The following is a 25,488-nucleotide window of genomic DNA, read 5'->3' on the forward strand; positions in this document are numbered from 1 at the left end:
TTTTGTTTGTCACCGCAGCGCGGCCCACGAGCATGGAAAGCCTGCGGTCAATCCCGATCAGAGGCCAGGCTCTCCCCGTCGATATCGCCATGCGCCAGGCATGATGCCGCGGTGAAAAGCGCATCGGTCGACGAGTTGAGCGCGGTTTCGGCCGAGTCCTGGACAACACCAATGATGAATCCGACGGCTACCACCTGCATCGCCAGGTCGTTGGAAATGCCAAACAGGCTGCACGCCAACGGAATCAGCAGCAGCGAGCCGCCAGCGACGCCAGACGCCCCACAGGCACAAATGGCGGCCAGCAGACTGAGCAGGATGGCGGTCGGGATATCCACGACGATTCCCAGCGTATTCACGGCCGCCAGGGTCAGTACGGTGATGGTAATGGCCGCGCCGCCCATGTTGATGGTAGCGCCCAGCGGGATCGACACCGAATAGGTGTCCTTGTGCAGCCCGAGCCGCTCGCATAGCTGCATGTTGACCGGAATGTTGGCGGCGGAACTGCGCGTAAAGAATGCCGTGATGCCGCTTTCCCGCAGGCATGTCAGCACCAGCGGATAAGGGTTGCGGCGAATCTGCCAGAACACGATGAGAGGGTTCACCACCAGAGCCATGAACAGCATGCTGCCGACCAGCACCAGCAGCAGCCGGAGGTAGCCTGCCAGCGTGGCAAACCCGGACTCGGCAAGCGTTCCGGCCACCAGCCCGAAAATACCCAGCGGCGCGAAGCGGATCACGACCTTGACGATAAGGGTTACCCCTTCCGAGATATCGGCAACAAGGTCGCGCGTGCTTTCGCGCGCATGTCGAAATGCGAATCCAAGCCCGACGGCCCAGGCCAGGATGCCGATGAAATTGCCATCAATGAGCGCGTGCACCGGATTGTCCACGACATTGAACAGCAGCGTCTGTAGTACGGCGCCAACGCCTGCAGGCGGTACGACATCGCTCGCCTGGCTGACCAGCGTTAGACCAGTAGGGAACAGGAAACTGGCGATGACAGCAACCGCAGCAGCACTCACCGTACCCAGGGCATAGAGCAGTAGGATCGGGCGGATATGCGTCGGCTGCCCACGTTTGTGGTTGGCAAGCGAGGCGGTCACCAGCACGAACACCAGGATCGGTGCGACAGCCTTCAGACCGGCAACGAACAGGTTGCCCAGCAGACTGACCGACCGGGCCACCTCTGGCCATAGCCAGGCCAGCAAACAACCGGCTACGAGCCCGACCACAATCTGGCTGACCAGGCCGACACGGTTGTAAGCGCGGAAAAGATGGGTTGAGAGGTTGGACATGGCGAGTTCTCGGCGTATGCGGCTGGACCGGACAAGCCTGTCGCCCTCAAGCGAACGGCATGCCCGGTGAAAAACGCCGAATGGTACGCATCTCGACGCGGTCTGCACAGCTCCGAGGCACAGCGGCCGCTGCAGCGCGACCTTTCGCCACTGCGCGGTACGGCGACATCCTACTGGCCATCGCCGGCCAGGTCAGATGCGGAACCGGGAGACCAGCTCGTTGAGGTTGATTGCCAGCGATGCCAGTTCCTGGCTTGCCGCACTCGTCTGGTTGGCGCCCGCTGAGGACTGCAGCGAGAGATCGCGTATGTTAATCAGGTTGCGGTCCACTTCACGCGCGACCTGAGCCTGCTCTTCCGACGCGCTGGCAATCACCAGGTTGCGCTCGCTGATCTGGCTTATAGCACGAGCGATGCCGTCCAGCGCCTCACCGGCAGCCCGCGCCACATCTAGGGTCGAGCGCGCACGCTCGTTGCTGGACTGCATGGCCTGCACCGCTTTGTCGGTACCCTGGTGGACATCGCCTATCATCTGCTCGATTTCCTGGGTCGATTGCTGGGTTCGGTGGGCCAGCGCCCTGACCTCGTCAGCAACCACGGCAAAGCCTCGCCCTGCATCGCCGGCACGGGCAGCCTCGATCGCAGCATTAAGGGCCAGTAGATTGGTCTGCTCGGCAATCGAACGGATCACATCCAGCACCTTGCTGATGTCCCGCACTTGCCCCGCAAGCTGTTCCACCTGGTTCGAGGTGGTGGTGACATCGCCCGCCAGCAGCCCAATCGACTCAACGGTCCTGATGACCTGTTGCCGACCGTGCTGCGCCGTAGCATCCGATTCACGCGACGCTTCGGAGGTAGCGACTGCATTGCGAGCGACCTCGTCCACCGCTGCGGTCATCTGGTTCACCGCCGTCGCAGCCTGCTCAATCTCATGGTTCTGCTGGTGCAGCCCGCGGGTCGAGTCCTCGGTTACGGCATTCAGTTCTTCGGCAGCCGAAGCCAGCTGATTGGAGGAGTCCGATATGCCCTGGATGGTGCTGCGCAGGCTTTGCTGCATGGCTCTCAACGCAGCCAACAGCCGTGCAGGTTCGTCTTTCCCCTCAACCACGAACTCGAGCGTCAGGTCGCCAGAGGCTACCTTCTCAGCGACCTCAAGTGCCTGTTTCAACGGCTGAACGATGCTGCGCGTAAACAGCAATGCCAGAACTACCGTAATTATCGCAGCCAGGCCAATAGTGACGGTTACCCAGATAACAGCCGTTTCATACGCAGCCAAGGCGCGGCCTGCTGCATTGCTGGCCTGTTCACTGTTTATGAGTTGAAGATCAAGTAGAGCGCGAGTCATCTCGTCCGCATGTGTATTGATCGGTCCGCTCATAACCTCAGTTGCCTGATCTCTTGCACCTTGCGTAACGAAATCAACGATCCTGCGCTGTTCGCTGAAATATTGAGACTGGGCGCTCACGAACCGCTCGTAAGTAGCTTTTTCATTGGCGGTCGTGAGTCTCTTTGCGTACGCGGCATTGAGCGCGCCGACATCTTCAGCGAGCTTAGTCAGGGACTGCTTGGTTGAAACCAGCGCTTCGCCTTGAACCAACATCGACCGCATGGTTAAGGCACGAATGCGTAACATCGCTGCGTTTAGCTCGCTCAAGCTGACAATGCTGGGCAACCAGTTCTGGTCCACCTCACTTGATTCCCTACGCATATCCTTCATCTGATTCAAAGCGAACAGACCGAGCAAAAGGACGATGAGTCCTATCAGGCCAAACCCTATGACAGAGCGGGTAGAGACATTTAAATTGCGAATCGACATGGGAATTCCTGCTCCATAATGCGCTGCAGAATCGCAGCGACTCTGCAACCAACTATCGGAGCAAGAACGTCAACCTTGAACTTTTGACGCCATAAAAAAGGCGATTTTAGGTGGAGTCCGACGGATGGTTTCGTGCTCGAAACGCGACTCCCTGCTAACGCACCGCCGCCTGTCCGCTACGTGGCAATAAACCGAGAAAATTATCTCTTGCCACCTTCGTTGCAACCGACTCCGGCAACGCATCGAGGAACGGATCGAACGCACGCATTCCCTCGCCCAGTGAATCGAAACGACCAACGACATCGGATCCAATCATAAAGCGTGTCGGGTGACGCTTGACCAGGGCGACCCAGTCCGCATCCGGCGTGCCCGCCTCGTCAAGCAGATAGGGCCGAAGCATGGTCCACGACAGGTCGATATAGAGGTTTGGGTAGTCATCAAGCAGTCGTTTTACCGTGGGCAGCAGGAAATCGAGCTTCTCCTGGTGGCGATGCAGCTCCATGCTCGTTCCTGCATGCGCCCAGATGAACCGCGTATGGGGATGGTTGCGTAGTGGCTCTTCCAGCTCTGTCAGATAGAGCGGATTTCGCTCGCGCTTGGAAGTGATGTTCGAGTGCAGCATCACCGGCAGATCGAACTCAGCCGCAAGATGGTAGACGCGGGTAAGCGCTTCGTTATTGGCGCGCGGCGTATCGCCCTGGGTCAGAGCGGTCACGTCATCATGCCGGGTAAAGACCTCGCCAATCCCCTGCCAGAGGCCGGGGTCAAGATCGAGCATGCGCCTGATATGCGCGTCGGCATTCTTGTCGTTGGGATTGAAACCAGACAGAAACGGATGGAAGCGCTTGCGCTGCTGCTGATCGAGCTCCTTGAGCGCCGCTGCGACGACTACATCGGTCGCGCTATACCAATAGACCGGCGCGTCGTCACCGGCGTAATAGCGGGGGCGCTTGGGCTCGTTCTCGTGCCATTTTTTCGCAACAGGGATGCCGCTGATCATCACATGGTCAATGTCACCCTTGTCCATGGCCTTCAGCAGCTGATCCATGCCGTCGCTTTCCTGGAAAAAATCGACGTAGTGCAGGTGCGCGTCGCTGTAGTGATAGTCCCGTGCCTGCAATGGGGTAACAGCAACAAGCAGGCACAACGCAGTGAAACAGTTACGAATGTTGAACAATCCAAGTCCTCCTGGCGACCAAGCGGATAGACCGCCCCACCGCCTGACGGTTCGCAACGGTATCGCTTCGATACCAGCGAGACCCTGCAGCTTCCGGGTGCCCAGCACCGAACAAAAAAAAGGCCCGTCTGGGACGGGCCTCTGGAGCACTCAGGACGATGTGGTCAGGCGGACAATTCAACCAGCAGCCTGTTCAGCCGCTGCACATAGGCTGCAGGGTCTTTCAGGCTGTCGCCTGCGGCCAGCGCGGCCTGATCGAAGAGGATGTGCGACAGGTCCGCAAAGCGGTCCTCATCCGGCTCTGCATCAAGCTTCTCGATCAGCGGGTGCGCCGGGTTGATCTCGAAGATCGGCTTGGACTCCGGCACCTTCTGCCCGCTGGCTTCGAGAATCTGGCGCATCTGCAGACCCAGATCCTGTTCACCGATGGCGAGGATGGCTGGAGAATCAGTCAACCGATGCGATACACGTACTTCAGCGACCTCGTCACCCAGCGCCGCCTTGAGGCGCTCGACCAGCCCTTCCTTGGCCTTGGCGATTTCTTCCTGGGCCTTCTTGTCCTCTTCCGAGTCCAGCTTGCCCAGGTCGAGATCGCCGCGAGCGACGTCCACGAACTGTTTGCCGTCGAACTCGGTCAGGTAGCTCATCAGCCACTCGTCGATACGGTCGGTCAGCAACAGTACTTCGATGCCTTTCTTGCGGAACACTTCCAGATGCGGGCTGTTCTTGACCTGTGCGTAGGATTCGCCGGTGAGGTAGTAGACCTTGTCCTGCCCTTCCTTGACGCGACCCAGGTAGTCGGCCAGCGAAACGCTTTGCTCGCCAGAGGTGTCGCTGGTGGAGGCGAAACGCAACAGACCCGCAATCTTCTCCTTGTTGGCGAAGTCCTCTGCCGGCCCTTCCTTGAGCACCTGGCCGAATTGCTTCCAGAAGCTCTTGTAGTCGTCGGGTTTGTCCTTCGCCAGTTTGTCGAGCATGTCCAGCACACGCTTGGTCAGCGCCGACTTCATCGAATCGATCACCGGATCCTTCTGCAGGATTTCGCGCGATACGTTCAGCGACAGGTCGTTGGAATCGATGACCCCTTTGATAAAGCGCAGGTATAGCGGCAGGAATTCGTCTGCCTGATCCATGATGAACACACGCTGTACATAGAGCTTCAGGCCCTTGGGCGCTTCACGCTGGTAAAGATCGTAGGGGGCACGCCCGGGCACGAACAGCAGCGATGTGTATTCAAGCTTGCCTTCGACCTTGTTGTGGCTCCAGGCCAGCGGATTTTCAAAATCATGGCCGACGTGCTTGTAGAACTCCTGATATTCCTCGTCCTTGATCTCGGTACGCGGCCGGGTCCAGAGCGCACTGGCGCGGTTGACCGTCTCCCACTCGGGTTCAGCCGGCTTGTCTTTTTCTTCACCGTGGAATTCTTTAGGCAGCTCGATCGGCAGCGCGATGTGGTCCGAGTACTTCTTGATAATGTTGCGCAGACGCCAGCCATCGGCGAATTCATCCTCGCCCGACTTGAGGTGAAGCACGATACGCGTGCCGCGCTCCGGCTTGTCGATGTTCGCAACCTCGAACTCGCCCTCGCCTTTTGAAGACCAGTACACACCTTCTTCCGCTGAGGTCCCGGCGCGACGGCTGAAGACCTCGACCTGGTCGGCGACAATGAAGGCAGAATAAAAGCCAACACCGAACTGACCGATCAGATGCGAATCCTTTTTCTGATCTCCGGTCAGGTGCTTCATGAAATCAGCCGTCCCGGACTTGGCGATGGTACCGAGGTGAGTGATCACATCCTCGCGATTCATGCCGATGCCGTTGTCCTCGAGCGTTACCGTCTTGGCGTCCTTATCGAAGCTCACGCGGATCTTCAGATCGGCGCCACCTTCGAGCAGCTCGGGCTTGGCCAGCGCCTCGAAGCGCAGCTTGTCAGCGGCATCGGAGGCGTTGGAAATCAATTCACGGAGAAAGATTTCCTTGTTCGAATACAGGGAATGGATCATCAGGTGAAGCAACTGCTTCACTTCGGTCTGGAAGCCCAGGGTTTCTTTGTTTTGAGTCTCCACACTCATCGTCTTGCAAACTCCACTTCGTCAATGGCACGGGCCGCAGCTGCGGCAATGACAAGCAGATGGGGGCTACAAGGTCGATTTCAAGGGCGCTGACCAGGTGTAAGAGCTGCCGTTGCGCGTCAGGGCTCGAGCAGCTCAAGCAGGACGATGTCGGCTGGCGCGAGGTTATAGGTCACCTGCCCAGGACCCTTGACCATCCGGCGGATCGCGAGATTGCCGTCGCGATCGATACCGATGAACCGGCCTTCTGCCGCACCACCGCGCTCGGTATATGCCCTCATCTGCAGCTGCTCATAGCGCGCAGGGTTGGTCAGCAACCGCTCAAGAGAGAACCGCGTGCGGCGATCGACCTGAGCGCGAGCGGCCACCAACTGAGGCTGATTCGGTCCCGCATCCGGCTCGGCCGGTTCGGCTTGGGTGCCAAGGGGCGGATAGTTGTCATCCTTGACCGTCCAGCCCTGGTCGCCCTTGCGTAAAGCGAGCTGGAACCGATCGGCGCGTTCCTTGATTCGGGCCTCTGCCGAGATGTTCAGCTCGGTCGCCGGGAATGCCACCGGTGAGACTGAAAGAACCTCAACCGCGGCTGTACCGAAGCGGCGCTGCAGATAGTCCTTGGCGACATGGGCAAGCGTATCTAGGGAATCATGATTACGGTCCACCTGACCCGCCTCATAGCGCAACTCATCGGTAAATACTTCCACCGAACCGCTGATACTGGTGCGCAAGTGAGCGGGCAGAACCAGGTGAAAGTCCCCGGCAAGCTTGTTTGGCGGCACCGGCAGCAAATCCAGATGCAAGGTGTAGCCGCGCTCGACTCGCCGGGCTTCTGGAAGAGACTGGTCTGGTTCCATCCAGCTGATTTCGATGTTCGGTACGGGATCGATGTCCTGGGGTAGCACGTCTATTCGCACCGGACCTTGCGGGTCGATGCCCAGCGTCACTTTCAACTCCCGGCTGGCGAACAATGCATCACCTTCGCTGAGGGTGAGAACCCCATCGACAAGAGTGCCACTGCGAGGGCTGAAAGACCGGCCATCAAGCTCGCCGTGCAGGTTGAATGACAGCTGGCCGCTCTCCGATCCTTCTTCGGGCTCCAGCCACTCCATGCTGAGGATTGCGCCAATACGCTCAGGGTCGTGGCTGGCCAGCAACGAAAGCCCTACTACCAGCGGAATGAAACCCAGCGATGAAAGCCCGACCGCCTTGCGCGACGTCTTCCAGTGCCTGGCCACGTAAGCGAGCGTCACAGGGAAAAGCAGGCTGCCGACGCCCCAGAACAGGCTGGTGCCAAACGCCATGACAACCAACCAGACCAGACCTGCCACTATCAGCAGCAAGCCACCCAATATCAGCAATGCATCCATTCAACACCCTTGTGACATCAGCGTTTACAGCAGAAAGGCGCATCAGGGCTCATCGACCTTGAAATGACAACGTGCAGTAGCGATGGGCTCGGCCTGATTTGTCTGCCATGCCGTGACCGCCACGTTGGCGACACGGCGCCCCTGGCGCCAGACCTGGCAGGCAGCAAAGGTGTCACGATAGTGGCCCGCCCGAAGATAATCTATCGAGAAGTCGATGATTTTGGGCAAATGTGGCGAGCCCATGAACATCAACAGATGAAGCATGGCGGCGTGTTCCATGAACCCCGCAATTACGCCTCCATGCAGAGCAGGGAGCGTCGGGTTGCCGATGTTGTCCTGGTTTTTCGGCAGGCGAAACACCATATCGTCACCCAGGCGCAGGCACTCAATGCCGATGAGCCGGGCGTAGGGCACCATCTTCAGGAGTGCGTCGTAGTCGTTGCTGGCGTGTGCGTCGCGCACCATCGCGTCGAGATCAAGCTTGCTCAACCGGAACCTCCTGTTCATCGGGAGTGACCGGTACAGGGGCATTCTTTCCCATGCGCATGAAGGCACCTACGACGTGGGCAATTGGCTGGTTGATGTCTCGCTGGTACGCGACTCCACGCGTAAAGATCACTGTAGGTGTGACGCGATAACACTCGGCGAAACCGAACACGTCATGGTTTGGCTCCGCCGGGTGCATGTAGTCGATGCGCAGGTCCAGCGTCGGGCAGATCTCCAGTTCAGGCAGGGCGCAGGCCGTGGAAATGCCGCAGGTCGTGTCCATCAGCGTCGTGATCGCTCCACCGTGCACGAATCCGCTGTCGGGGTTGCTCACGATCATCTCGCTGTAGGGAAGGCGCAGCGTCAACCCTGTCGAAGCAGCATGTTCGACAGTCATGCCGAGCACCTGGCAGTGGCGTAACAGGGAAAGAAAGCGCTGGGTGCGCTCGAGTATCAGGTTATCGCTCATCGGGATTCTCTCAAGCGAGGGGGCAGAGCCACGCTGGCTGGCGTTATTGCGCTGTCGCTCATTCCTTGGGCGGCTCGACCGGCAGGGTCGGGGTAAACACCATGACCTGGAGCACATCTGAGTGGAACTCCCGACGATATAGCACCAGCACCACGCCGGTCGTCACGAGCATGAAGAACCAGGGGTGGATGAACCAGGACAGAGTCGCCATGCCGAAATAGTACGCCCGCAGACCAAAGTTGAACTGGTTGGCAGCCATCGAAATCACCCTTGCCGCACGCTCGGCGAAGGATTTGCGCTCAAGATCGTTGACGTTGCGTTCGCCTGCCATCGGCGCCGAGGCCACCAGCACTGCCGCGAAGTTGTACTGCCGCATGCACCAGCTGAACGTGAAAAACGCATAGACAAAGACTACCGCCAACGCCAACAGCTTGATTTCCGACAGCCCTCGGCTGACCGGCTGAGCGAAAGGCAGGTCCGCCAGGAGCGAAACCGCACGCTCGGAAGCACCCAGCGCAGTAAGAATACCGGCGAGGATGATCAGGGTACTGGAGGCGAAGAACGCCGCGTTTCGCTCCAGATTGCCAATGACGTTGGCGTCAGCAATACGATTGTCTCGAAGCAGCATTCGGCGCATCCAATCTTGTCGATACAGATGCAGAACGCTGGCCAGGCAAGCGGTATCCCTGCCCCGCCAGCTGGCATAGCGGGTATATCCAGCCCAACACAGTACGAACCAGGCGACGGCGATCAGGTGTGGAAGCAGATGACTGGGAATGAACATGAGGACCCCTTGGAACGCTTCGCTTGATTATAGCCAGCGAAACCCTTCGATAGGCGTCCGAACCGCATCCTGCTGCCCGGACGCCTCGGCTTCAGCTAGCGAGTCGACGCGTACCAAGCAGCCGATCCAGTGATGAAGCAAGCACTAGCGTTATCAGCACCGGTACCAGCCATCCCATGCTTTGCTCCGCCAGTGGTAACCGGGTGAAGAATCCGGGTACCAGACCGGTGAAACCAGCCGCCGACAACCCGTCGGCGATGCCGAATATCAGGGTCACAGCCATCACCGGCACAAACACCCGGCTGGGAGACACCCACAGGCGGTCCAGCAGACTCAACGCCACCAGCATGATTGCCAGCGGATAGAGCCCCACCAGGACGGGTACCGATACGCTGATGAGCTGCGTCAGCCCCTGATTCGAGACCAGCAGGCTGAACAGGGTGAACACCGCCACCACCGAGCGATAACCGACCGGAAGCAAGCTGCTGAAGAACTCGCCGCAGGCAGTTGTCAGCCCCACAGCCGTGGTCAGACAGGCCAGGGTGATGACAATCGCAAGCAGCAAGCTGCCTGTTGTGCCAAAGGTGTGCTGAACGTAGGTAGTCAGGATTTGCACGCCGTTCTGAGCCTCACCTGCAATGCCCTGGCTGGTTGCGCCAAGGTAAAAGAGCGCCAGATAGACCAACGACAGGCCAGCTGCAGCAATCGCCCCGGCTATCACTGAATAGCGGGTCACCAGCGCAGGCTCCGATACGCCGCGGTCACGTATGGCTGTCGCAATCACGATCCCGAACACCAGGGCGCCCAGCGTATCCATGGTCAGATAGCCTTCGAGAAACCCTTTGAGCAGCGGAGCACTGCGGTAGCTCTCAGCCGTGTTGCCTATTTCCCCAGCGGGCGCAAAGAGTGCAGCGCCACCCAACACCAGCAACGCTGCCAGCAAAACCGGAGTAATGAACTTTCCGACCCGGTTCACCAGCTGACCTGGATTGAGCACCAGAAACAGCGTCGCGCTGAAAAACAGCACCGTGTAGACCAGCAGCGGAATGGCGGAATTGCCGGTAAAAGGCGCAACCCCCATTTCGAACGAAACGACAGCTGTCCGGGGTGTCGCGAATAATGGCCCGATCGCAAGGTAGACGGCCACCGCCAGCAAGGTGCCAGCGGCACGCCCCAAGGGCGCGGTCAACCTATCCATGCCGCCGCCAACCCGGGCCAGCGCGACCACGGTCAGCAAGGGCAAGCCGACTCCCGTTAGCAAAAAGCCGATCGCAGCAAGCCAGATCGCCTGCCCAGCAGCCAGCCCGGCACTGGGTGGGAAAATGATATTGCCCGCGCCAAGAAAGAGCGCAAAGGTCATGAAGCCAAGGGCCAACAGATCAGGGCCTTTTAGTCGAATCATTGATCAAACACCACTGCAGGCTTGGCAGCTGCCTGCCAAGCGATCGAATTGCGGATACGAGTCGTCTCGAACCGCCGGGAAAAAGCACGCACCTTAATCGAAATCGCCCGCATGGGCGAGACATGGCGTCAGCCAACGGTTAGCGGCGAGCTCGATGCCGTGGTTGGCATGGCGCCGCAACGGGTGCCCTACAGAAACGAAAAATGCCAGTCAGGCGAACTGACTGGCATCTTTGTACCGCAGGCAGGCGTCAGGCCTGCTTGACTTCCCAGCCCGTCACTTCAGCCAGTGCCTTGCCGATGTCGGCCAGCGAGCGGACGGTCTTGACGCCGGCGTCCTGCAGAGCCGCGAACTTCTCGTCCGCTGTGCCCTTGCCGCCGGAAATGATCGCACCGGCATGGCCCATGCGCTTGCCGGCAGGAGCGGTCACACCGGCGATGTAGGATACAACCGGCTTGGTGACGCTGGCCTTGATGTAGGCAGCCGCTTCTTCCTCGGCAGAACCGCCAATCTCACCGATCATGACGATCGCCTCGGTCTGCGGGTCTTCCTGGAACAGCTTGAGGATGTCGATGAAAGTCGAGCCCGGAATCGGGTCGCCACCGATCCCTACACAAGTGGACTGACCAAAACCGGCGTCGGTAGTCTGCTTGACCGCTTCGTAGGTCAGGGTACCCGAGCGGGACACGATGCCAACCTTGCCCGGCATATGGATGTGTCCAGGCTGAATGCCAATCTTGCATTCGCCGGGTGTGATGACGCCCGGGCAGTTCGGGCCGATCAGGCGAACGCCCATTTCGTCGCACTTGACCTTCACTTCCAGCATGTCGAGAGTCGGAATGCCCTCGGTAATGCAGACGATCAGCTTGATCCCACCGAATACCGCCTCGAGGATCGAATCCTTGCAGAAAGGTGCCGGTACGTAGATCACTGATGCATCAGCACCCGTCGCCTCGACCGCTTCCTTGACGGTATTGAACACCGGCAGGCCAAGGTGAGTGGTGCCACCCTTGCCCGGCGTGACGCCACCGACCATCTTGGTGCCGTATTCAATGGCCTGCTCGGAGTGAAACGTACCCTGCGAGCCGGTAAAGCCCTGGCAGATGACCTTGGTGTCTTTATTGATCAGGACGCTCATTACTTGCCCTCCGCGGCTTTGACGACTTGAATGGCCGCATCGGTCAGGCTGGTCGCCCCGATGATGTTCAGACCACTTTCACCCAGCATCTTGGCGCCGAGTTCGGCGTTGTTGCCTTCCAGGCGGACAACCACCGGGACTTTTACACCTACTTCCTTGACCGCACCGATGATGCCTTCGGCGATCATGTCGCAGCGAACGATGCCGCCGAAGATGTTGACCAGAACGGCCGCAACGTTCTCATCCGACAGGATGATCTTGAACGCCTCGGTTACCCGCTCTTCCGTCGCGCCACCGCCAACATCGAGGAAGTTGGCCGGCTTGCCGCCGTGCAGATTGACGATGTCCATGGTGCCCATGGCCAGACCGGCACCGTTGACCATGCAGCCGATGTTGCCTTCCAGCGCAACATAGTTCAGCTCCCACTTTGCGGCGTGCGCTTCGCGCGGGTCGTCCTGAGAGGGGTCCTGCATGCCGCGCAGCTTGGGCTGACGGTAGATGGCATTGCTGTCAATGTTCAGCTTGGCATCCAGGCAGTGCAGGTTGCCATCCTTCTTGATGACCAGCGGATTGACTTCGAGCAGGGCCAGATCATAGTCGACGAACAGCTTGGCCAGGCCTACGAAGATATGAACGAACTGCTTGACCTGATCGCCTTTGAGACCAAGCTGGAACGCCAGCTCACGGCCTTGGAACGGCTGAGCGCCCACCAGCGGATCGATGGTCGCCTTGAGGATTTTTTCCGGGGTGTCGTGAGCGACCTTCTCGATGTCCACGCCACCTTCGGTGGAGGCCATGAATACCACTCGGCGAGTAGCGCGGTCGACCACGGCGCCCAGATAGAGCTCCTTGTCGATGTCGGTGCAGGCTTCGACAAGGATCCGGCTGACCGGCTGACCATTGGCGTCGGTCTGATAGGTCACCAGACGCTTGTCCAGCCACTGCTCCGCGAATGCACGGGCTTCATCCTTGCTGCGGACCAGCTTCACACCGCCCGCCTTGCCGCGGCCGCCAGCATGTACCTGAGCCTTGACTACCCACTCGGTACCGCCAATCTGGTCGCAGGCTTCTGCCGCTTCCTTCGGGCTGTCAACTGCGTAGCCCTTGGAAACGGGCAATCCGTACTCGGCAAACAGTTGCTTACCCTGATATTCGTGAAGATTCATCTTAGCTACCGTTCGGTTTGATGTGCATCAGACGCCACCGCGTGGGGCGTCACCTCAAGTCGCTGAAAACTATCGCAGATACCTTTCAGAGACCTGTCATACCTTGCTCGAAGGTATTCGACAGCTTGCACCGAGCCCCGGAAGAGCGGGAGCAAGCCGTCGTTTCCTGCAGCGCTGTTAGCGCTTCTTGCGGTTGGCGATGTGGATGGCGTGACCATTCACCGCCAAGGCAGCTTCATGCAACGCTTCGGACATGGTCGGGTGAGAGAAGACCATCATGCCCAGGTCTTCGGCGCTGGTTCCGAACTCCATGCCAATGGCGCCCTGCTGAACCAGCTCGGCAGCTGCCGGGCCCATGACATGCACGCCCAGTACGCGGTCGGTCTTGGCATCGGCGATGACCTTGACCAGGCCCGCGGTGTCGTTGGCCGCCATGGCGCGACCACTGGCAGCGAACGGGAAGGTGCCGACATTGATTTCGACGCCTTCGCTCTTCAGAGCCTGCTCGGTCTTGCCAACCCAAGCGATTTCCGGGTGGGTATAGATGACCGACGGAACCAGGTCGTAGTTCATTTGCGACTTGTGACCGGCAATGCGCTCAGCAACCATGACGCCCTCTTCGGAAGCCTTGTGGGCGAGCATCGCACCCCTTACCACGTCACCGATGGCATATACGCCCGGAACGCTGGTAGCGCAGTAATCGTCGACAAAGATGAAGCCACGTTCGTCCATGTCGACACCAGCGTCGGCGGCCAGCAGGTCAGTAGTAACGGGACGGCGACCAACGGCCACGATCAGCTTGTCGAAAGTCTGCTGCTGCTCGCCTTCGGCGTTGGTGAAGTTGACGGTGACCTGATCGCCCTTTACTTCCGAACCGGTCACACGGGCGCCCAGCAGAATCTTCAGGCCCTGCTTGCTCAGCACCTTGAAGGCTTCCTTGGAAATTTGTTCGTCGGCGGCCGGCAGGAACTTGTCCATGGCTTCCAGTACGGTGACTTCTGCGCCCAGACGAGCCCAGACCGAACCCAGCTCCAGCCCGATAACGCCAGCACCGATCACGCCGAGCTTGGCGGGAACGCTCTGGAAATCGAGCGCACCGGTGGAGTCGACGATGATCTTCTGGTCGACCGGCGCAGGCGGGATGTCGACCGGCTTGGAACCGGACGCCAGGATCACGCTCTCGGCTCCCAGCACCTGGGTGTTGCCGTCGAGACCGGTTACTTCGACCTGCTTGCCGCTAAGCAGCTTGCCATGACCTTCGAACACAGTTACGCCGTTTGCCTTCATCAGTCCAGCAACACCGCCGGTGAGGTTTTTGACGATCTGGTCTTTGCGGGCCACCATGGTCGGAACGTCCATGGCCACTTCGCCCGTGCTGATGCCGTGAACCTTGAAGCTCTCATGGGCTTCATGGAATTTGTAGGAGCTGTCGAGCAGTGCCTTGGATGGAATGCAACCAACGTTGAGGCAGGTGCCGCCGAGGGCAGTCTTGCCCTCTTTGCCCTGATATTTTTCGATACAGGCGGTCTTGAGACCCAGTTGGGCTGCGCGAATGGCTGCTACATAACCGCCGGGGCCGGCACCGATGACGACAACGTCGAATTTCTGGCTCATTGCGAATCCTCTTGAGTGCAGCTAAAAAATCAAAGGCCACAGGCAGCAGGCCTGGCAATTGCCTGGCGTGCCGACTGCAGCCCGTGAGGCTTGTTAGATGTCCAGCAACAGACGGGCCGGATCTTCAAGCAAGTTCTTGATGGTCACCAGGAAGCTTACCGCTTCCTTGCCGTCGATCAGGCGGTGATCGTAGGACAGCGCCAGGTACATCATCGGCCGGATCACGACCTGTCCATTAACAGCCATTGGACGCTGGAGAATGTTGTGCATGCCCAGGATGGCGGCTTGCGGCGGGTTGACGATAGGAGTGGACATCATCGAACCGAAGGTACCGCCATTGGTGATGGTAAAGGTGCCGCCAGTCATCTCGTCGATGGACAGCTTGCCGTCGCGGGCCTTCTTGCCAAAGGTGGCGATGCCGCTCTCGACTTCTGCCAGGCTCATCAGCTCGGCATTGCGCAACACCGGAACGACAAGACCACGGTCGCTGGACACAGCAACACCGATGTCCTGGTAGCCGTGATAAACGATGTCGGTGCCGTCGATCGAGGCATTGACAGCCGGGAAGCGCTTCAGCGCCTCGACCGAGGCCTTGACGAAGAAGGACATGAAGCCCAGGCGAACGCCGTTATGGGTCTTCTCGAACAGGTCCTTGTACTTCGAACGCAGCGCCATGACTTCGGTCATGTCGACTTCGTTGAAGGTGGTCAGCATAGCCATGTTGGACTGGGCTTCGACCAGACGCTCGGCGACCTTGGCCCGCAGGCGAGTCATCGGCACACGCTTCTCGGTGCGATCACCACCGGCAGTGACAACAGGTGCAGCCGCAGCGCTTGCAGCAGGCTTGGCAGCAGCCGGAGCCGACTTCTTCGCTTCGATGGCAGCGACCAGATCTTCCTTGGTTACGCGACCATCCTTGCCAGTGCCCTTGACGCTGTTCGGGTCGATGCCGTTCTCTTCGGCCAGCTTGCGTGCCGCTGGCGCAAGGATGGCATCTTCACCGCTGGAAGCCGGTGACGACGCAGGAGCAGAGGCAGGCGCGGCGGATTCGGCAGGGGCAGCAGCCGGAGCAGATGCAGTGGCGCCTGCTTCCAGCTTGCCGAGCAGCTCGCCGCTGAGCACGGTGTCGCCCTCGTTCTTGACGATTTCGGTCAGTACACCATCCGCTTCGGCCAGCACTTCCATGACGACCTTGTCGGTCTCGATGTCGACGATGAGCTCGTCACGCTTTACCGCTTCGCCTGGCTGCTTGTGCCAGGTGGCAACGGTGCCATCAGCAACCGATTCCGGAAATTGGGGGGCTTTGATCTCGATAGCCATTAGCTGGGGTCCTATTGATCTTGGTTTTACATCGAGGCCGCGGTATTCGCGGTCTCTTGCAAAGAATGATTAAACAGTGAAAGCGTCCTGCAGCAGTTTCTCCTGCTGTTCGGCGTGCATGGAGGCATAACCGACAGCGGGCGCGGCTGAAGCCTCACGACCCGCGTATTGCAGGAACAGCTCCTTCTTGTGCGCGACGGCGACGCGACGCATATGGTGCTGACTGCAATACCAGGCGCCCTGGTTCATCGGCTCTTCCTGACACCAGACGATGCTCCTGAGGTTCTGATACGGTGCCAGCACTTCGGCCAGGTCGTCTTCCGGGAACGGATACAGCTGCTCCAGGCGAACGATGGCAATGTCTTCGCGACCTTCGTTGCGACGCTTTTCAAGCAGATCGTAGTAGACCTTGCCACTGCACATGATCAGGCGTTCGACCTTGCTCGGCTCGATCTGATCGATCTCCGGGATCACCGTCAGGAATGACCCCTGAGTCAGCTCTTCGAGCGTCGAGGTTGCCAGCTTGTGGCGCAGCAGCGACTTGGGCGTCAATGCAACCAGCGGCTTGCGCAGCGGCCGAATCGCCTGGCGGCGCAGCATGTGGTAGACCTGCGCTGGGGTCGTCGGAACGCATACCTGGATGTTGTGCTCGGCACACAGTTGCAGATAGCGCTCCAGGCGGGCCGACGAGTGCTCCGGCCCCTGCCCTTCGTAGCCGTGCGGCAACAGCATGGTCAGACCGCACAGACGGCCCCACTTGTGCTCGCCACTGGTGATGAACTGGTCGATCACGACCTGAGCACCGTTGGCGAAGTCGCCGAACTGGGCTTCCCAGACCACCAGTGCATTGGGCATGGTCGTGGCGTAGCCATACTCGAACGCAAGCACGGCCTCTTCCGAAAGGAAGGAATCGTACAGATCGAAGCGCGGCTGTCCTTCGTACAGGTGCTGCAGCGGAATGTAGGTGCTGCCATCTTTCTGGTTGTGCAGCGCTGCATGACGGTGCGAGAAGGTGCCACGGCCTACGTCCTGACCGCTGATACGGACCGGATGACCTTCGAACAGCAGCGTTGCGTACGCCAGCGTCTCTGCGTAACCCCAGTTGATGGCCAGTGCGCCTGCACCCATCTTCTGGCGGTCTTCGAGAATCTTCGAAACCTGGCGCTGCACGACGAACCCTTCGGGAACCGCCAGCATCTTGGTTGACAGTTCCTGCAGCGCTTTCAGCTCGAAGCGGGTGTCGTAGCGAGCCGTCCAGGCATGGCCCAGGTACGGACGCCAATCAACGAACAATTCCTTGTTCGGCTCCTTGACCAAGCTCTTGACCACATGCAGGCCGTTGTCCAGCGCAGCGCGGTACTCATCGACCTTGGCCTGGACCTGATCGTTGTCCAGCACGTTGGACTGGGTCAGCGAATCGGCATACAGCTCGCGGGTGGTGCGCTGCTTGGCGATCTTCTGGTACATCAGCGGCTGAGTACCGCTCGGCTCGTCCGCTTCGTTGTGACCACGGCGACGGTAGCAGATCAGATCGATGACGATGTCGCGCTTGAACTGCATCCGGTAATCAACGGCCAGCTGGGTGACGAACAGCACAGCTTCGGGATCATCGGCATTCACATGGAAGATCGGCGCCTGGATCATCTTGGCGACGTCGGTAGCGTACTCGGTGGAGCGCGCATCTTCCTGCTTGTTGGTGGTGAAACCGACCTGGTTGTTGATCACGATCCTGATGGTGCCGCCCGTGCGATAGGCCCGGGTCTGAGACATCTGGAAGGTTTCCATGACCACGCCCTGCCCCGCGACAGCGGCATCACCATGGATGGTGACCGGCAGAACCTTGCTGCCGACGGCATCGCAGCGGCGATCCTGACGGGCACGTACAGACCCTTCAACCACCGGGGAAACGATTTCCAGGTGCGAAGGGTTGAATGCCATGGCCAGATGGATTTCGCCGCCCGGGGTCATCACGTTCGAGGAAAAGCCCTGGTGATATTTGACGTCCCCCGAACTCAGGCCTTCGACCTTCTTGCCTTCGAACTCGTCGAAGAGGTCGCGCGGGTTCTTGCCGAAGGTGTTGACCAGCACGTTGAGACGGCCACGGTGGGCCATGCCGATCACGATTTCCTTGGTACCGTAGGAACCGGAGCGCTGAATGATCTCGTCCAGCAGCGGGATGAGCGTTTCACCGCCTTCCAGACCAAAGCGCTTGGTACCCGGATATTTGGTGCCGAGATACTTTTCGAGGCCCTCTGCGGCGGTGAGGCGCTCGAGCAGATGACTCTTGATTTCCGGTGAAAACGACGGGCGCCCACGGACGCTCTCCAGGCGCTGGATAAACCAGTTGCGCTGTTCGGAGTCGACGATGTGGGTGAACTCAGCACCGATGGTGCGACAGTAGGTCTCTTGCAGAGCCTGGTGAATCTCCCGCAAGGTCGCCTGATCCTTGCCCATGGCAAGGTCGCCGGTACGGAACACCGTATCGAGATCGGCATCGGTCAACGCATAGTTGTTGATCGACAGATCAGCCGGGGCTACACGCTGCTGCAAGCCAAGCGGATCGAGTTGTGCAGCCTGGTGGCCACGCATCCGGTAAGCCTGGATAAGACGCAGGACTTCAACCTGCTTCTTTTCGTGCTCACTGCTGACGCTGCCTGCCGATACAGGCTGAGCGCGCCGCTGGTTCTTGGCCAGCAGGACGAAGTGATCGCGAATCGTCGAATGCGATACATCGGTCGCAGTGCCACCGCTGACGGGTAGCTTCTGGAAGTAGGTGCGCCACTCTTCGGGCACAGCGTTGGGATCGTGCAGGTAGAGCTCATAAAGCTCTTCCACATAGGCAGCATTACCACCGGATAGGTGGGCGCTGTCCCACATGCGCTGCATTACGCTTTCTTGCATGTCTGGTCACCTTCGATAAGGAGACACCACCAGCGTGGAGACCGCAGCATGACTTCCCAAGCTCTGTAGCAGCGACTCAGGTAAAGCCACTACGGACCGCGCAGATAGTTTCCGAGGACCACCCCGGATGCTCCTGCTGGTCTTCATATTTACAAAGTGAAATCCCGACTTTTTGGGCCGGAATTTCTACTAAAACTAAGGCGCCGAGTGCGAACTTCGGCGCCGTAGGTGTTGCAGTGAAACAATGCGTGCCAACCACCAGGCAAAAGCGGTTGGCGTGCAGCCTATCAGGTTGCGCTCTGCAGCAGCATGTTCCTGACGTGACCGATTGCCTTGGTGGGATTCAATCCTTTAGGGCAGACGCTCACGCAGTTCATGATGCCGCGGCAGCGAAACACACTGAACGGATCGTCCATCGCAGTCAGACGGCTCTCAGTCTCGGTATCGCGGCTATCGGCCAGGAAACGGTAGGCCTGCAGCAGCGCAGCCGGGCCCAGGAACTTGTCCGGGTTCCACCAGAAGGACGGGCAGCTGGTGGAGCAGCAAGCGCACAGAATGCACTCGTACAGACCATCCAGCTTTTCGCGATCTTCCGGGCTCTGCAGACGTTCGATGGCCGGAGCCGGCGTATCGTTCATCAGATATGGACGAACCTTCTCATACTGCTTGTAGAAGATGCCCATATCGACGGCCAGGTCACGAATAACAGGCAAACCAGGCAACGGGCGGACAACCAGCTTGTTTCCCTTGACGACAGAAGAGAGTGGCGTGATACAGGCCAGACCGTTCTTGCCGTTCAGGTTCATGCCGTCGGAGCCGCATACACCTTCACGGCAGGAGCGACGGTAAGAGAAGCCTTCATCCTGTTCCTTGATGAGTGCCAGCACATCCAGCACCATCAGGTCCTTACCATCGGTATTGACCTGGAAGTCCTGCATGTAGGGCTTTTCGTCTTTGTCCGGGTTGTAGCGATAAACGCTCACTTGCAACATATCGGCGACCTCAATAAGTCCGAACCTTGGGTTCGAAAGTCGGAACAGTCTTCGGAGAGAAGTTCACAGCACGCTTGGCTACGCGCTTTTCACCCGGGAAGTACAGGGTGTGGCACAGCCAGTTTTCATCGTCACGCTCTTCGTAGTCTTCACGGGCATGAGCACCACGAGACTCCTTGCGGTTTTCAGCAGCAACGGCGGTTGCCTCGGCCACTTCCAGTAGGTTCTGCAGTTCCAGAGCCTCGATACGCGCCGTGTTGAACGCCTGACTCTTGTCGGAGATCTTGACGGTGGAAATCCGCTGGCGCAAATCGGCCAGCTGGGCGATACCCTTCTGCATGTATTCGCCGGTACGGAACACGCCGAAGTAGTTCTGCATGCAGCTCTGCAGTTCCTTGCGCAGCGGTGCAACATCTTCACCGGTGGTGCGCTCGTTGAGGCTGGCAAGGCGGTTCAGCGCAACATCCAGATCGGTTTCGGTCGCACCGCGGTGCTCGATACCGTCCTTCAGCGCTTTCTCCAGGTGCAGACCCGCGGCGCGGCCAAACACGACCAGGTCGAGCAGAGAGTTACCGCCCAGACGGTTGGCACCGTGTACCGATACGCAAGCCACTTCACCTACGGCGAACAGCCCGTCGATGATCTTGTCGTTGCCACTGGCGTCCTGAGTGATGGCCTGTCCATGAATGTTGGTGGCGACACCACCCATCATGTAGTGGCACGTCGGGACCACCGGAACCGGAGCGGTGACCGGATCAACGTGAGCAAAGGTCTTGGACAGCTCGCAGATACCAGGCAGGCGGCTGTGCAGCACTTCCTCACCCAGGTGATCCAGCTTCAGCATCACATGATCGCCATCCGGGCCACAGCCGTTGCCGGCCAGGATTTCCTTGACCATGGAGCGCGCAACGACGTCACGACCCGCCAGGTCTTTCGCGTTCGGAGCATAGCGCTCCATGAAACGCTCGCCGTGCTTGTTGATCAGGTAACCACCTTCACCACGGCAACCTTCGGTTACCAGCACGCCGGCGCCCGCGATACCCGTCGGGTGGAACTGCCACATCTCGATGTCTTGGACAGGCACGCCTGCACGCAGCGCCATGCCGATGCCGTCACCGGTGTTGATCAGTGCGTTGGTGGTCGAGGCATAGATACGACCCGCACCGCCAGTAGCCAGCACGACCGCCTTGGAGCGGATGTACACGGTTTCGCCGTTCTCGATGCAGATGGCGATGATGCCGACGACCGCGCCGTCCTGGTTCTTCACCAGATCAACGCCGTACCACTCGTTGAGGAACGAGGTACCGGCCTTCAGATTCGCCTGGTAGAGGGTATGCAGCAATGCGTGACCGGTACGGTCGGCGGCGGCACAGGTACGGGCGGCCTGGCCACCCTTACCGTAATCCTTGGACTGACCACCGAAGGGGCGCTGATAGATGCGACCCTGCTCGGTACGGGAAAATGGCAGACCCATGTGCTCGAGCTCGAAAACGGCTTCCGGCCCCACGGAGCACATGTATTCGATCGCGTCCTGGTCACCGATGTAGTCGGAACCCTTGACGGTGTCATACATATGCCAGCGCCAGTCATCGTTCGGGTCGGCCGAAGCAATGGCACAGGTAATGCCGCCCTGGGCGGAGACGGTGTGCGAGCGGGTCGGGAACACCTTGGTGACGACCGCTGTCTTGTGGCCACCCTGCGCCAACTGCAGCGCAGCGCGCATGCCGGCACCGCCGCCACCAATGATGATGGCGTCATAAGAAAGAGTACGAATGCTAGCCATGGATCAGATACCCCAAAGAATCTGCACACCCCAGACGAAGAATGTGAACATGACGATGCCACACACTGCCTGGAAGAGAAAACGCACGCCGGTAGCCCACTTACCGATCGCCATGTTGGTCAGGTAATCGGTCGAGATCGTCCACATACCAACCCACGCATGAACACTGAGGGCGACGAGTGCAAGGAGGCTGAAGATGCGCATCCAGTTGGTTGAGAACAGCGCGTGCCACTGAGCGTAATCAAGCCCTGGATTGAAGAGCAGGTATCCGATCAGGAACAGGAAATAAGCGGCAAGCACCACCGCGGAGACACGCTGCGCCATCCAGTCATAAAGACCCGAGCGAGAAAAGTTCGTGACGTTGGTTACCATATCCAGACTCCCGCCAGAACGATCAGCACGGCCGACACGGCCAGAACGATTTTCGAGCCAAGCTTGCCGCCTTCCAGCGTCTCGCCATGCCCGGTGTCCATGACCAGGTGACGCACACCGGCCACAAGGTGATACAGCAGCGCAGACAGAAGCGCCCAGATCACAAGCTTGGCCAGCGGACTACCGAGAGACGCCTTTACCTCTTCGAAGCCTTCGGCAGAAGAAAGCGAGGTATCGAGCGCAAGCAGCAGAATGGCCACACCGACGAACAGGACTACGCCGGAAACACGATGAAGGATCGACGTGTAGGCAGTGATTGGGAGTTTTATTGTCCTAAGATCTAGGTTTACAGGTCGTTGGCTTTTCACGGGTTTTTTTCACACTTGAGAGCCCTGAAGACGCAGGGCAAAGTTGTTGGGAAGAGTACACAAGGTACCCGCCACCCACGAGTGACAACCCGCAGGAAACTGCCTGTTAGGCCCCTGCCGGTCGGTTTCCGAGTATAAACAGTTAGGTGGCTAATGACAATGTGGTGAAGTGCCACTAAAGGCTGATGGCGACCCCTGGATAAATGCCGTAAACAGGCTATCTGTGTAACGAATTCAACCCTAAACCCCCTCTATTGCAGGGGTCCGCGCAAATTGACTTTGTGATTTATCTCACTATAGTGATGCGGGCCCTGCGTGGGGGGCCATGATGATTCCAAGCATAAAACAGGAGGCCATACATGGCTGACAAAAAAGCGCAGTTGATCATCGAAGGCGCAGACGCCATCGAACTGCCCGTTCTATCCGGTACCGTAGGGCCCGACGTTGTAGATGTACGAGGCCTGACCTCCACGGGTCGCTTTACCTTCGATCCTGGCTTCATGTCCACCGCCTCTTGCGAATCCAAGATCACCTATATTGATGGTGACAAGGGTATCCTCCTGCATCGCGGCTACCCGATCGAGCAGCTGGCCGAAAAGGCCGACTACCTCGAAACCTGCTATCTGCTCCTGAACGGCGAGCTGCCAACTGCCGAAGAAAAGGCGAAGTTCATCAGCACCGTGAAGAACCACACCATGGTTCATGAGCAGCTGAAGTCCTTCCTCAATGGCTTCCGTCGTGATGCGCATCCGATGGCGATCATGTGCGGCGTAGTCGGCGCCCTCTCCGCCTTCTACCACGACTCACTGGACATCAACGACCCGCACCACCGCGAGATTTCCGCCGTGCGTCTGGTCGCGAAAATGCCAACCCTGGCAGCCATGGTCTACAAGTACTCCATGGGTCAGCCGATGATGTATCCGCGCAACGACCTGAATTACGCCGAAAACTTCCTGCACATGATGTTCAACACCCCATGTGAAGTGAAGCCGATCAGCCCGGTGCTGGCCAAGGCGATGGACCGCATCTTCATTCTTCACGCCGATCACGAACAGAACGCTTCGACCTCCACTGTTCGCCTGGCCGGCTCCACCGGTGCCAACCCCTTCGCCTGTATCGCTGCAGGTATCGCCGCCCTTTGGGGCCCGGCACACGGCGGCGCGAACGAAGCCGTGCTCACCATGCTGGACGAAATCGGCGATGTCTCGAATATCGAGAAATTCCTGGAGAAGGCCAAGGACAAGAATGACCCATTCAAGCTGATGGGCTTCGGTCACCGCGTCTACAAGAACTTCGACCCGCGCGCCAAGGTAATGAAGCAGACCTGCGACGAAGTACTGAGCGAACTGGGCATCAACGATCCGCAGCTCGAGCTGGCCATGAAGCTGGAAGAGATCGCGCTGAACGACCCCTACTTCGCCGAGCGCAACCTGTACCCGAACGTAGACTTCTACTCCGGTATCATCCTCAAGGCCATTGGCATTCCAACCAGCATGTTCACCGTGATCTTCGCCCTGGCGCGGACTGTCGGCTGGATTTCGCACTGGAAAGAGATGATCTCGATGGGCCAGAAGATCGGTCGGCCACGCCAGCTGTACACCGGCCATCCGAAGCGCGACCTGGAACGCTGATCCGATAAGGTTAGCAGCTAACCAGGCCCGCTATGGCCGAGCAACACACAATGCCCGCATCCATCGATGCGGGCATTGTCGTTTCTGGGTCGCTGAAATTGGACGTCGCCCCAATCCTTCACCCAAACGCCGGTCGCTGGCTAAGCGATTCGTGCAGTAGCTTCAGCAATACACAGGCTTCCATTGTCCTGGTTGGTTGGCCAAGTGACTGCTCCGCCCTTCTCTGTATCAAACGACACGGCGTTATCCTCACAGGGCTAAGGCTAAATTGCTGCGATCATCAGCCGGCAGTCAGGCGGTCGCCTGTTCCAGCCAGCCAATCAACTGAATCGCCTGCTCCCGGCTGTCGCCACAAACTGCCGGGTCCGCCTGAAAATCGCTGCAGACCGCAGGGCGCGAAGCCTGACCGAAGAGCCTGCACAGGTTGGCCTCGGAAAGATGCAGGCAGCGTTCTCCCGCCGGCTTGCCGTGCGGCATGCCAGGAATCGGTGAGCTGATCGAAGGGGCGACACAACAGGCGCCACAACCAGGACGGCAGTTCATCCGGGCACTCCAGACGAGAAAAAACGGCTGGCGATAATAATGAAAGCAGGTTCAAAAGGCATCAGGCCAGCAAGTCGCGCCGACCGTCTGCCCAGGGCGCCACTTCGGGTCCCGGTTGCGTCGGCCAAGCCAACCAGTCCATCGAAGTTGACTTACGTGTTGCGCGATCCGCCTCTGCTTGTCTACATCTTCCAGAGACCTGGCGCCACTCAGCGAAGTCAAGTGGCGGGGTCATATGCCCTCACTGACCAGCCAGGACGAATCAGTCACTTCATCGCTGGGAGAGATGACGCTTCACGGGCGCTTCGGCATACTGGCCACCCTTTTTTCCAACTCCTGAAGGTATCCAGATGTTCAAGGTCAACGAGTACTTTGAAGGCACTGTCAAATCCATCGCTTTCGACATGGCCGCGGGCCCGGCCACCATTGGCGTCATGGCGCCAGGCGAATACGAATTCGGCACTAGCCAGCTGGAAGTGATGCACGTAGTCGCCGGCAGCCTGGATGTGAAGCTGCCGGGAAGCGAGGGCTATGAAACCTACGGTGCCGGCACCCAGTTCACCGTACCGGCAAACAGCAAGTTTCAGCTGAAGGTAGGCGAGGCAACTGCCTACTTGTGTGAGTACCGCTAAACGGTACTCGATACGCGGCAATCCAGACCGTCGTTGCGGTGGATGGATAAAACGCCATCCACCAAACCAGAGCATGCTAGACGCTCTGCGTAGGATGGAATCGCCAGAGGCGCTTCCGTCATTTACCGCGAAGGGGCCAAGTTCTCGACGCAACAGCGCAGCCG

At 59.1% G+C, this 25,488-nt stretch carries 21 protein-coding genes; 2 read left to right on the forward strand and 19 right to left on the reverse strand.

Annotated elements, in window-relative coordinates; all coding sequences use genetic code 11:
- Positions 1–47: 47 nt before the first annotated feature.
- The 18 genes from sstT to sdhC all read right to left on the reverse strand — a co-directional run bounded on the left by sstT (position 48) and on the right by sdhC (position 22,518).
- On the reverse strand, positions 48–1,295 hold the full coding sequence (sstT, locus tag AC4LFW_RS08505) for a serine/threonine transporter SstT (RefSeq protein WP_491818648.1): 1,248 nt from the start codon (positions 1,293–1,295) through the stop codon (positions 48–50).
- Positions 1,296–1,487: 192 nt separating this feature from the next.
- Entirely contained in the window at positions 1,488–3,110 is a 1,623-nt protein-coding gene (locus AC4LFW_RS08510; RefSeq protein WP_491818649.1) for a methyl-accepting chemotaxis protein, read from the reverse strand.
- A 154-nt stretch (positions 3,111–3,264) separates the two neighbouring features.
- Entirely contained in the window at positions 3,265–4,278 is a 1,014-nt protein-coding gene (locus AC4LFW_RS08515) for an amidohydrolase family protein (protein ID WP_491820177.1), read from the reverse strand.
- Between the two features lie 173 nt (positions 4,279–4,451).
- Positions 4,452–6,359: a molecular chaperone HtpG gene (gene htpG, locus AC4LFW_RS08520; RefSeq protein ID WP_491818650.1), complete on the reverse strand. Its 1,908-nt coding sequence runs from the start codon at positions 6,357–6,359 to the stop codon at positions 4,452–4,454.
- 119 nt (positions 6,360–6,478) lie between these two features.
- Entirely contained in the window at positions 6,479–7,723 is a 1,245-nt protein-coding gene (locus AC4LFW_RS08525; RefSeq protein ID WP_491818651.1) for an MFS transporter, read from the reverse strand.
- 42 nt (positions 7,724–7,765) lie between these two features.
- Entirely contained in the window at positions 7,766–8,188 is a 423-nt protein-coding gene (locus tag AC4LFW_RS08530; protein ID WP_491820178.1) for a PaaI family thioesterase, read from the reverse strand.
- A 10-nt stretch (positions 8,189–8,198) separates the two neighbouring features.
- The gene (locus tag AC4LFW_RS08535; protein WP_491818652.1) at positions 8,199–8,678 is read right to left on the reverse strand and encodes a PaaI family thioesterase; all 480 of its coding nucleotides are present in this window, start codon (positions 8,676–8,678) and stop codon (positions 8,199–8,201) included.
- Positions 8,679–8,736: 58 nt separating this feature from the next.
- On the reverse strand, positions 8,737–9,462 hold the full coding sequence (locus AC4LFW_RS08540) for a DUF599 domain-containing protein (RefSeq protein ID WP_491818653.1): 726 nt from the start codon (positions 9,460–9,462) through the stop codon (positions 8,737–8,739).
- A 91-nt stretch (positions 9,463–9,553) separates the two neighbouring features.
- Positions 9,554–10,864, reverse strand: a complete 1,311-nt coding sequence (gene brnQ, locus AC4LFW_RS08545; protein ID WP_491818654.1) for a branched-chain amino acid transport system II carrier protein — start codon at positions 10,862–10,864, stop codon at positions 9,554–9,556.
- 250 nt (positions 10,865–11,114) lie between these two features.
- The gene (gene sucD, locus AC4LFW_RS08550; protein ID WP_491818655.1) at positions 11,115–12,002 is read right to left on the reverse strand and encodes a succinate--CoA ligase subunit alpha; all 888 of its coding nucleotides are present in this window, start codon (positions 12,000–12,002) and stop codon (positions 11,115–11,117) included.
- Positions 12,002–13,168 (reverse strand): ADP-forming succinate--CoA ligase subunit beta, encoded by a 1,167-nt coding sequence (gene sucC / locus AC4LFW_RS08555; RefSeq protein WP_491818656.1) that lies wholly within the window; start codon positions 13,166–13,168, stop codon positions 12,002–12,004. The genes sucD and sucC overlap by 1 nt, the downstream gene beginning before the upstream one ends.
- Before the next feature lie 177 nt (positions 13,169–13,345).
- Positions 13,346–14,782, reverse strand: coding sequence for a dihydrolipoyl dehydrogenase (gene lpdA, locus AC4LFW_RS08560; protein ID WP_491818657.1), 1,437 nt, complete (start codon positions 14,780–14,782; stop codon positions 13,346–13,348).
- 93 nt (positions 14,783–14,875) lie between these two features.
- On the reverse strand, positions 14,876–16,102 hold the full coding sequence (odhB, locus tag AC4LFW_RS08565; RefSeq protein WP_491818658.1) for a 2-oxoglutarate dehydrogenase complex dihydrolipoyllysine-residue succinyltransferase: 1,227 nt from the start codon (positions 16,100–16,102) through the stop codon (positions 14,876–14,878).
- Between the two features lie 69 nt (positions 16,103–16,171).
- Positions 16,172–19,003: a 2-oxoglutarate dehydrogenase E1 component gene (locus AC4LFW_RS08570; RefSeq protein ID WP_491818659.1), complete on the reverse strand. Its 2,832-nt coding sequence runs from the start codon at positions 19,001–19,003 to the stop codon at positions 16,172–16,174.
- 287 nt (positions 19,004–19,290) lie between these two features.
- Positions 19,291–19,995: a succinate dehydrogenase iron-sulfur subunit gene (locus tag AC4LFW_RS08575; protein WP_491818660.1), complete on the reverse strand. Its 705-nt coding sequence runs from the start codon at positions 19,993–19,995 to the stop codon at positions 19,291–19,293.
- A gap of 10 nt (positions 19,996–20,005) precedes the next feature.
- Positions 20,006–21,778 (reverse strand): succinate dehydrogenase flavoprotein subunit, encoded by a 1,773-nt coding sequence (gene sdhA / locus AC4LFW_RS08580; protein WP_491818661.1) that lies wholly within the window; start codon positions 21,776–21,778, stop codon positions 20,006–20,008.
- Between the two features lie 3 nt (positions 21,779–21,781).
- Positions 21,782–22,150, reverse strand: coding sequence for a succinate dehydrogenase, hydrophobic membrane anchor protein (gene sdhD / locus AC4LFW_RS08585; RefSeq protein ID WP_491818662.1), 369 nt, complete (start codon positions 22,148–22,150; stop codon positions 21,782–21,784).
- Complete coding sequence (gene sdhC, locus AC4LFW_RS08590) at positions 22,144–22,518, reverse strand: succinate dehydrogenase, cytochrome b556 subunit (RefSeq protein WP_491818663.1); 375 nt, start codon at positions 22,516–22,518, stop codon at positions 22,144–22,146. The genes sdhD and sdhC overlap by 7 nt, the downstream gene beginning before the upstream one ends.
- A gap of 359 nt (positions 22,519–22,877) precedes the next feature.
- Between sdhC and gltA the strand changes: the two genes are divergently transcribed.
- A complete protein-coding gene (gltA, locus tag AC4LFW_RS08595) occupies positions 22,878–24,149 on the forward strand; it encodes a citrate synthase (protein WP_491818664.1) in 1,272 nt (423 codons plus the stop codon).
- 291 nt (positions 24,150–24,440) lie between these two features.
- Here the strand turns inward: gltA and AC4LFW_RS08600 are convergent, their stop codons facing one another.
- Positions 24,441–24,692 (reverse strand): YkgJ family cysteine cluster protein, encoded by a 252-nt coding sequence (locus AC4LFW_RS08600; RefSeq protein ID WP_491818665.1) that lies wholly within the window; start codon positions 24,690–24,692, stop codon positions 24,441–24,443.
- A 350-nt stretch (positions 24,693–25,042) separates the two neighbouring features.
- Here AC4LFW_RS08600 and ppnP point away from each other — a divergent pair, with 350 nt between their 5' ends.
- On the forward strand, positions 25,043–25,324 hold the full coding sequence (gene ppnP, locus AC4LFW_RS08605) for a pyrimidine/purine nucleoside phosphorylase (protein WP_491818666.1): 282 nt from the start codon (positions 25,043–25,045) through the stop codon (positions 25,322–25,324).
- Positions 25,325–25,488 lie beyond the last annotated feature (164 nt).

The sequence above is a fragment of the Stutzerimonas sp. C6.4V genome (genome assembly GCF_058536345.1).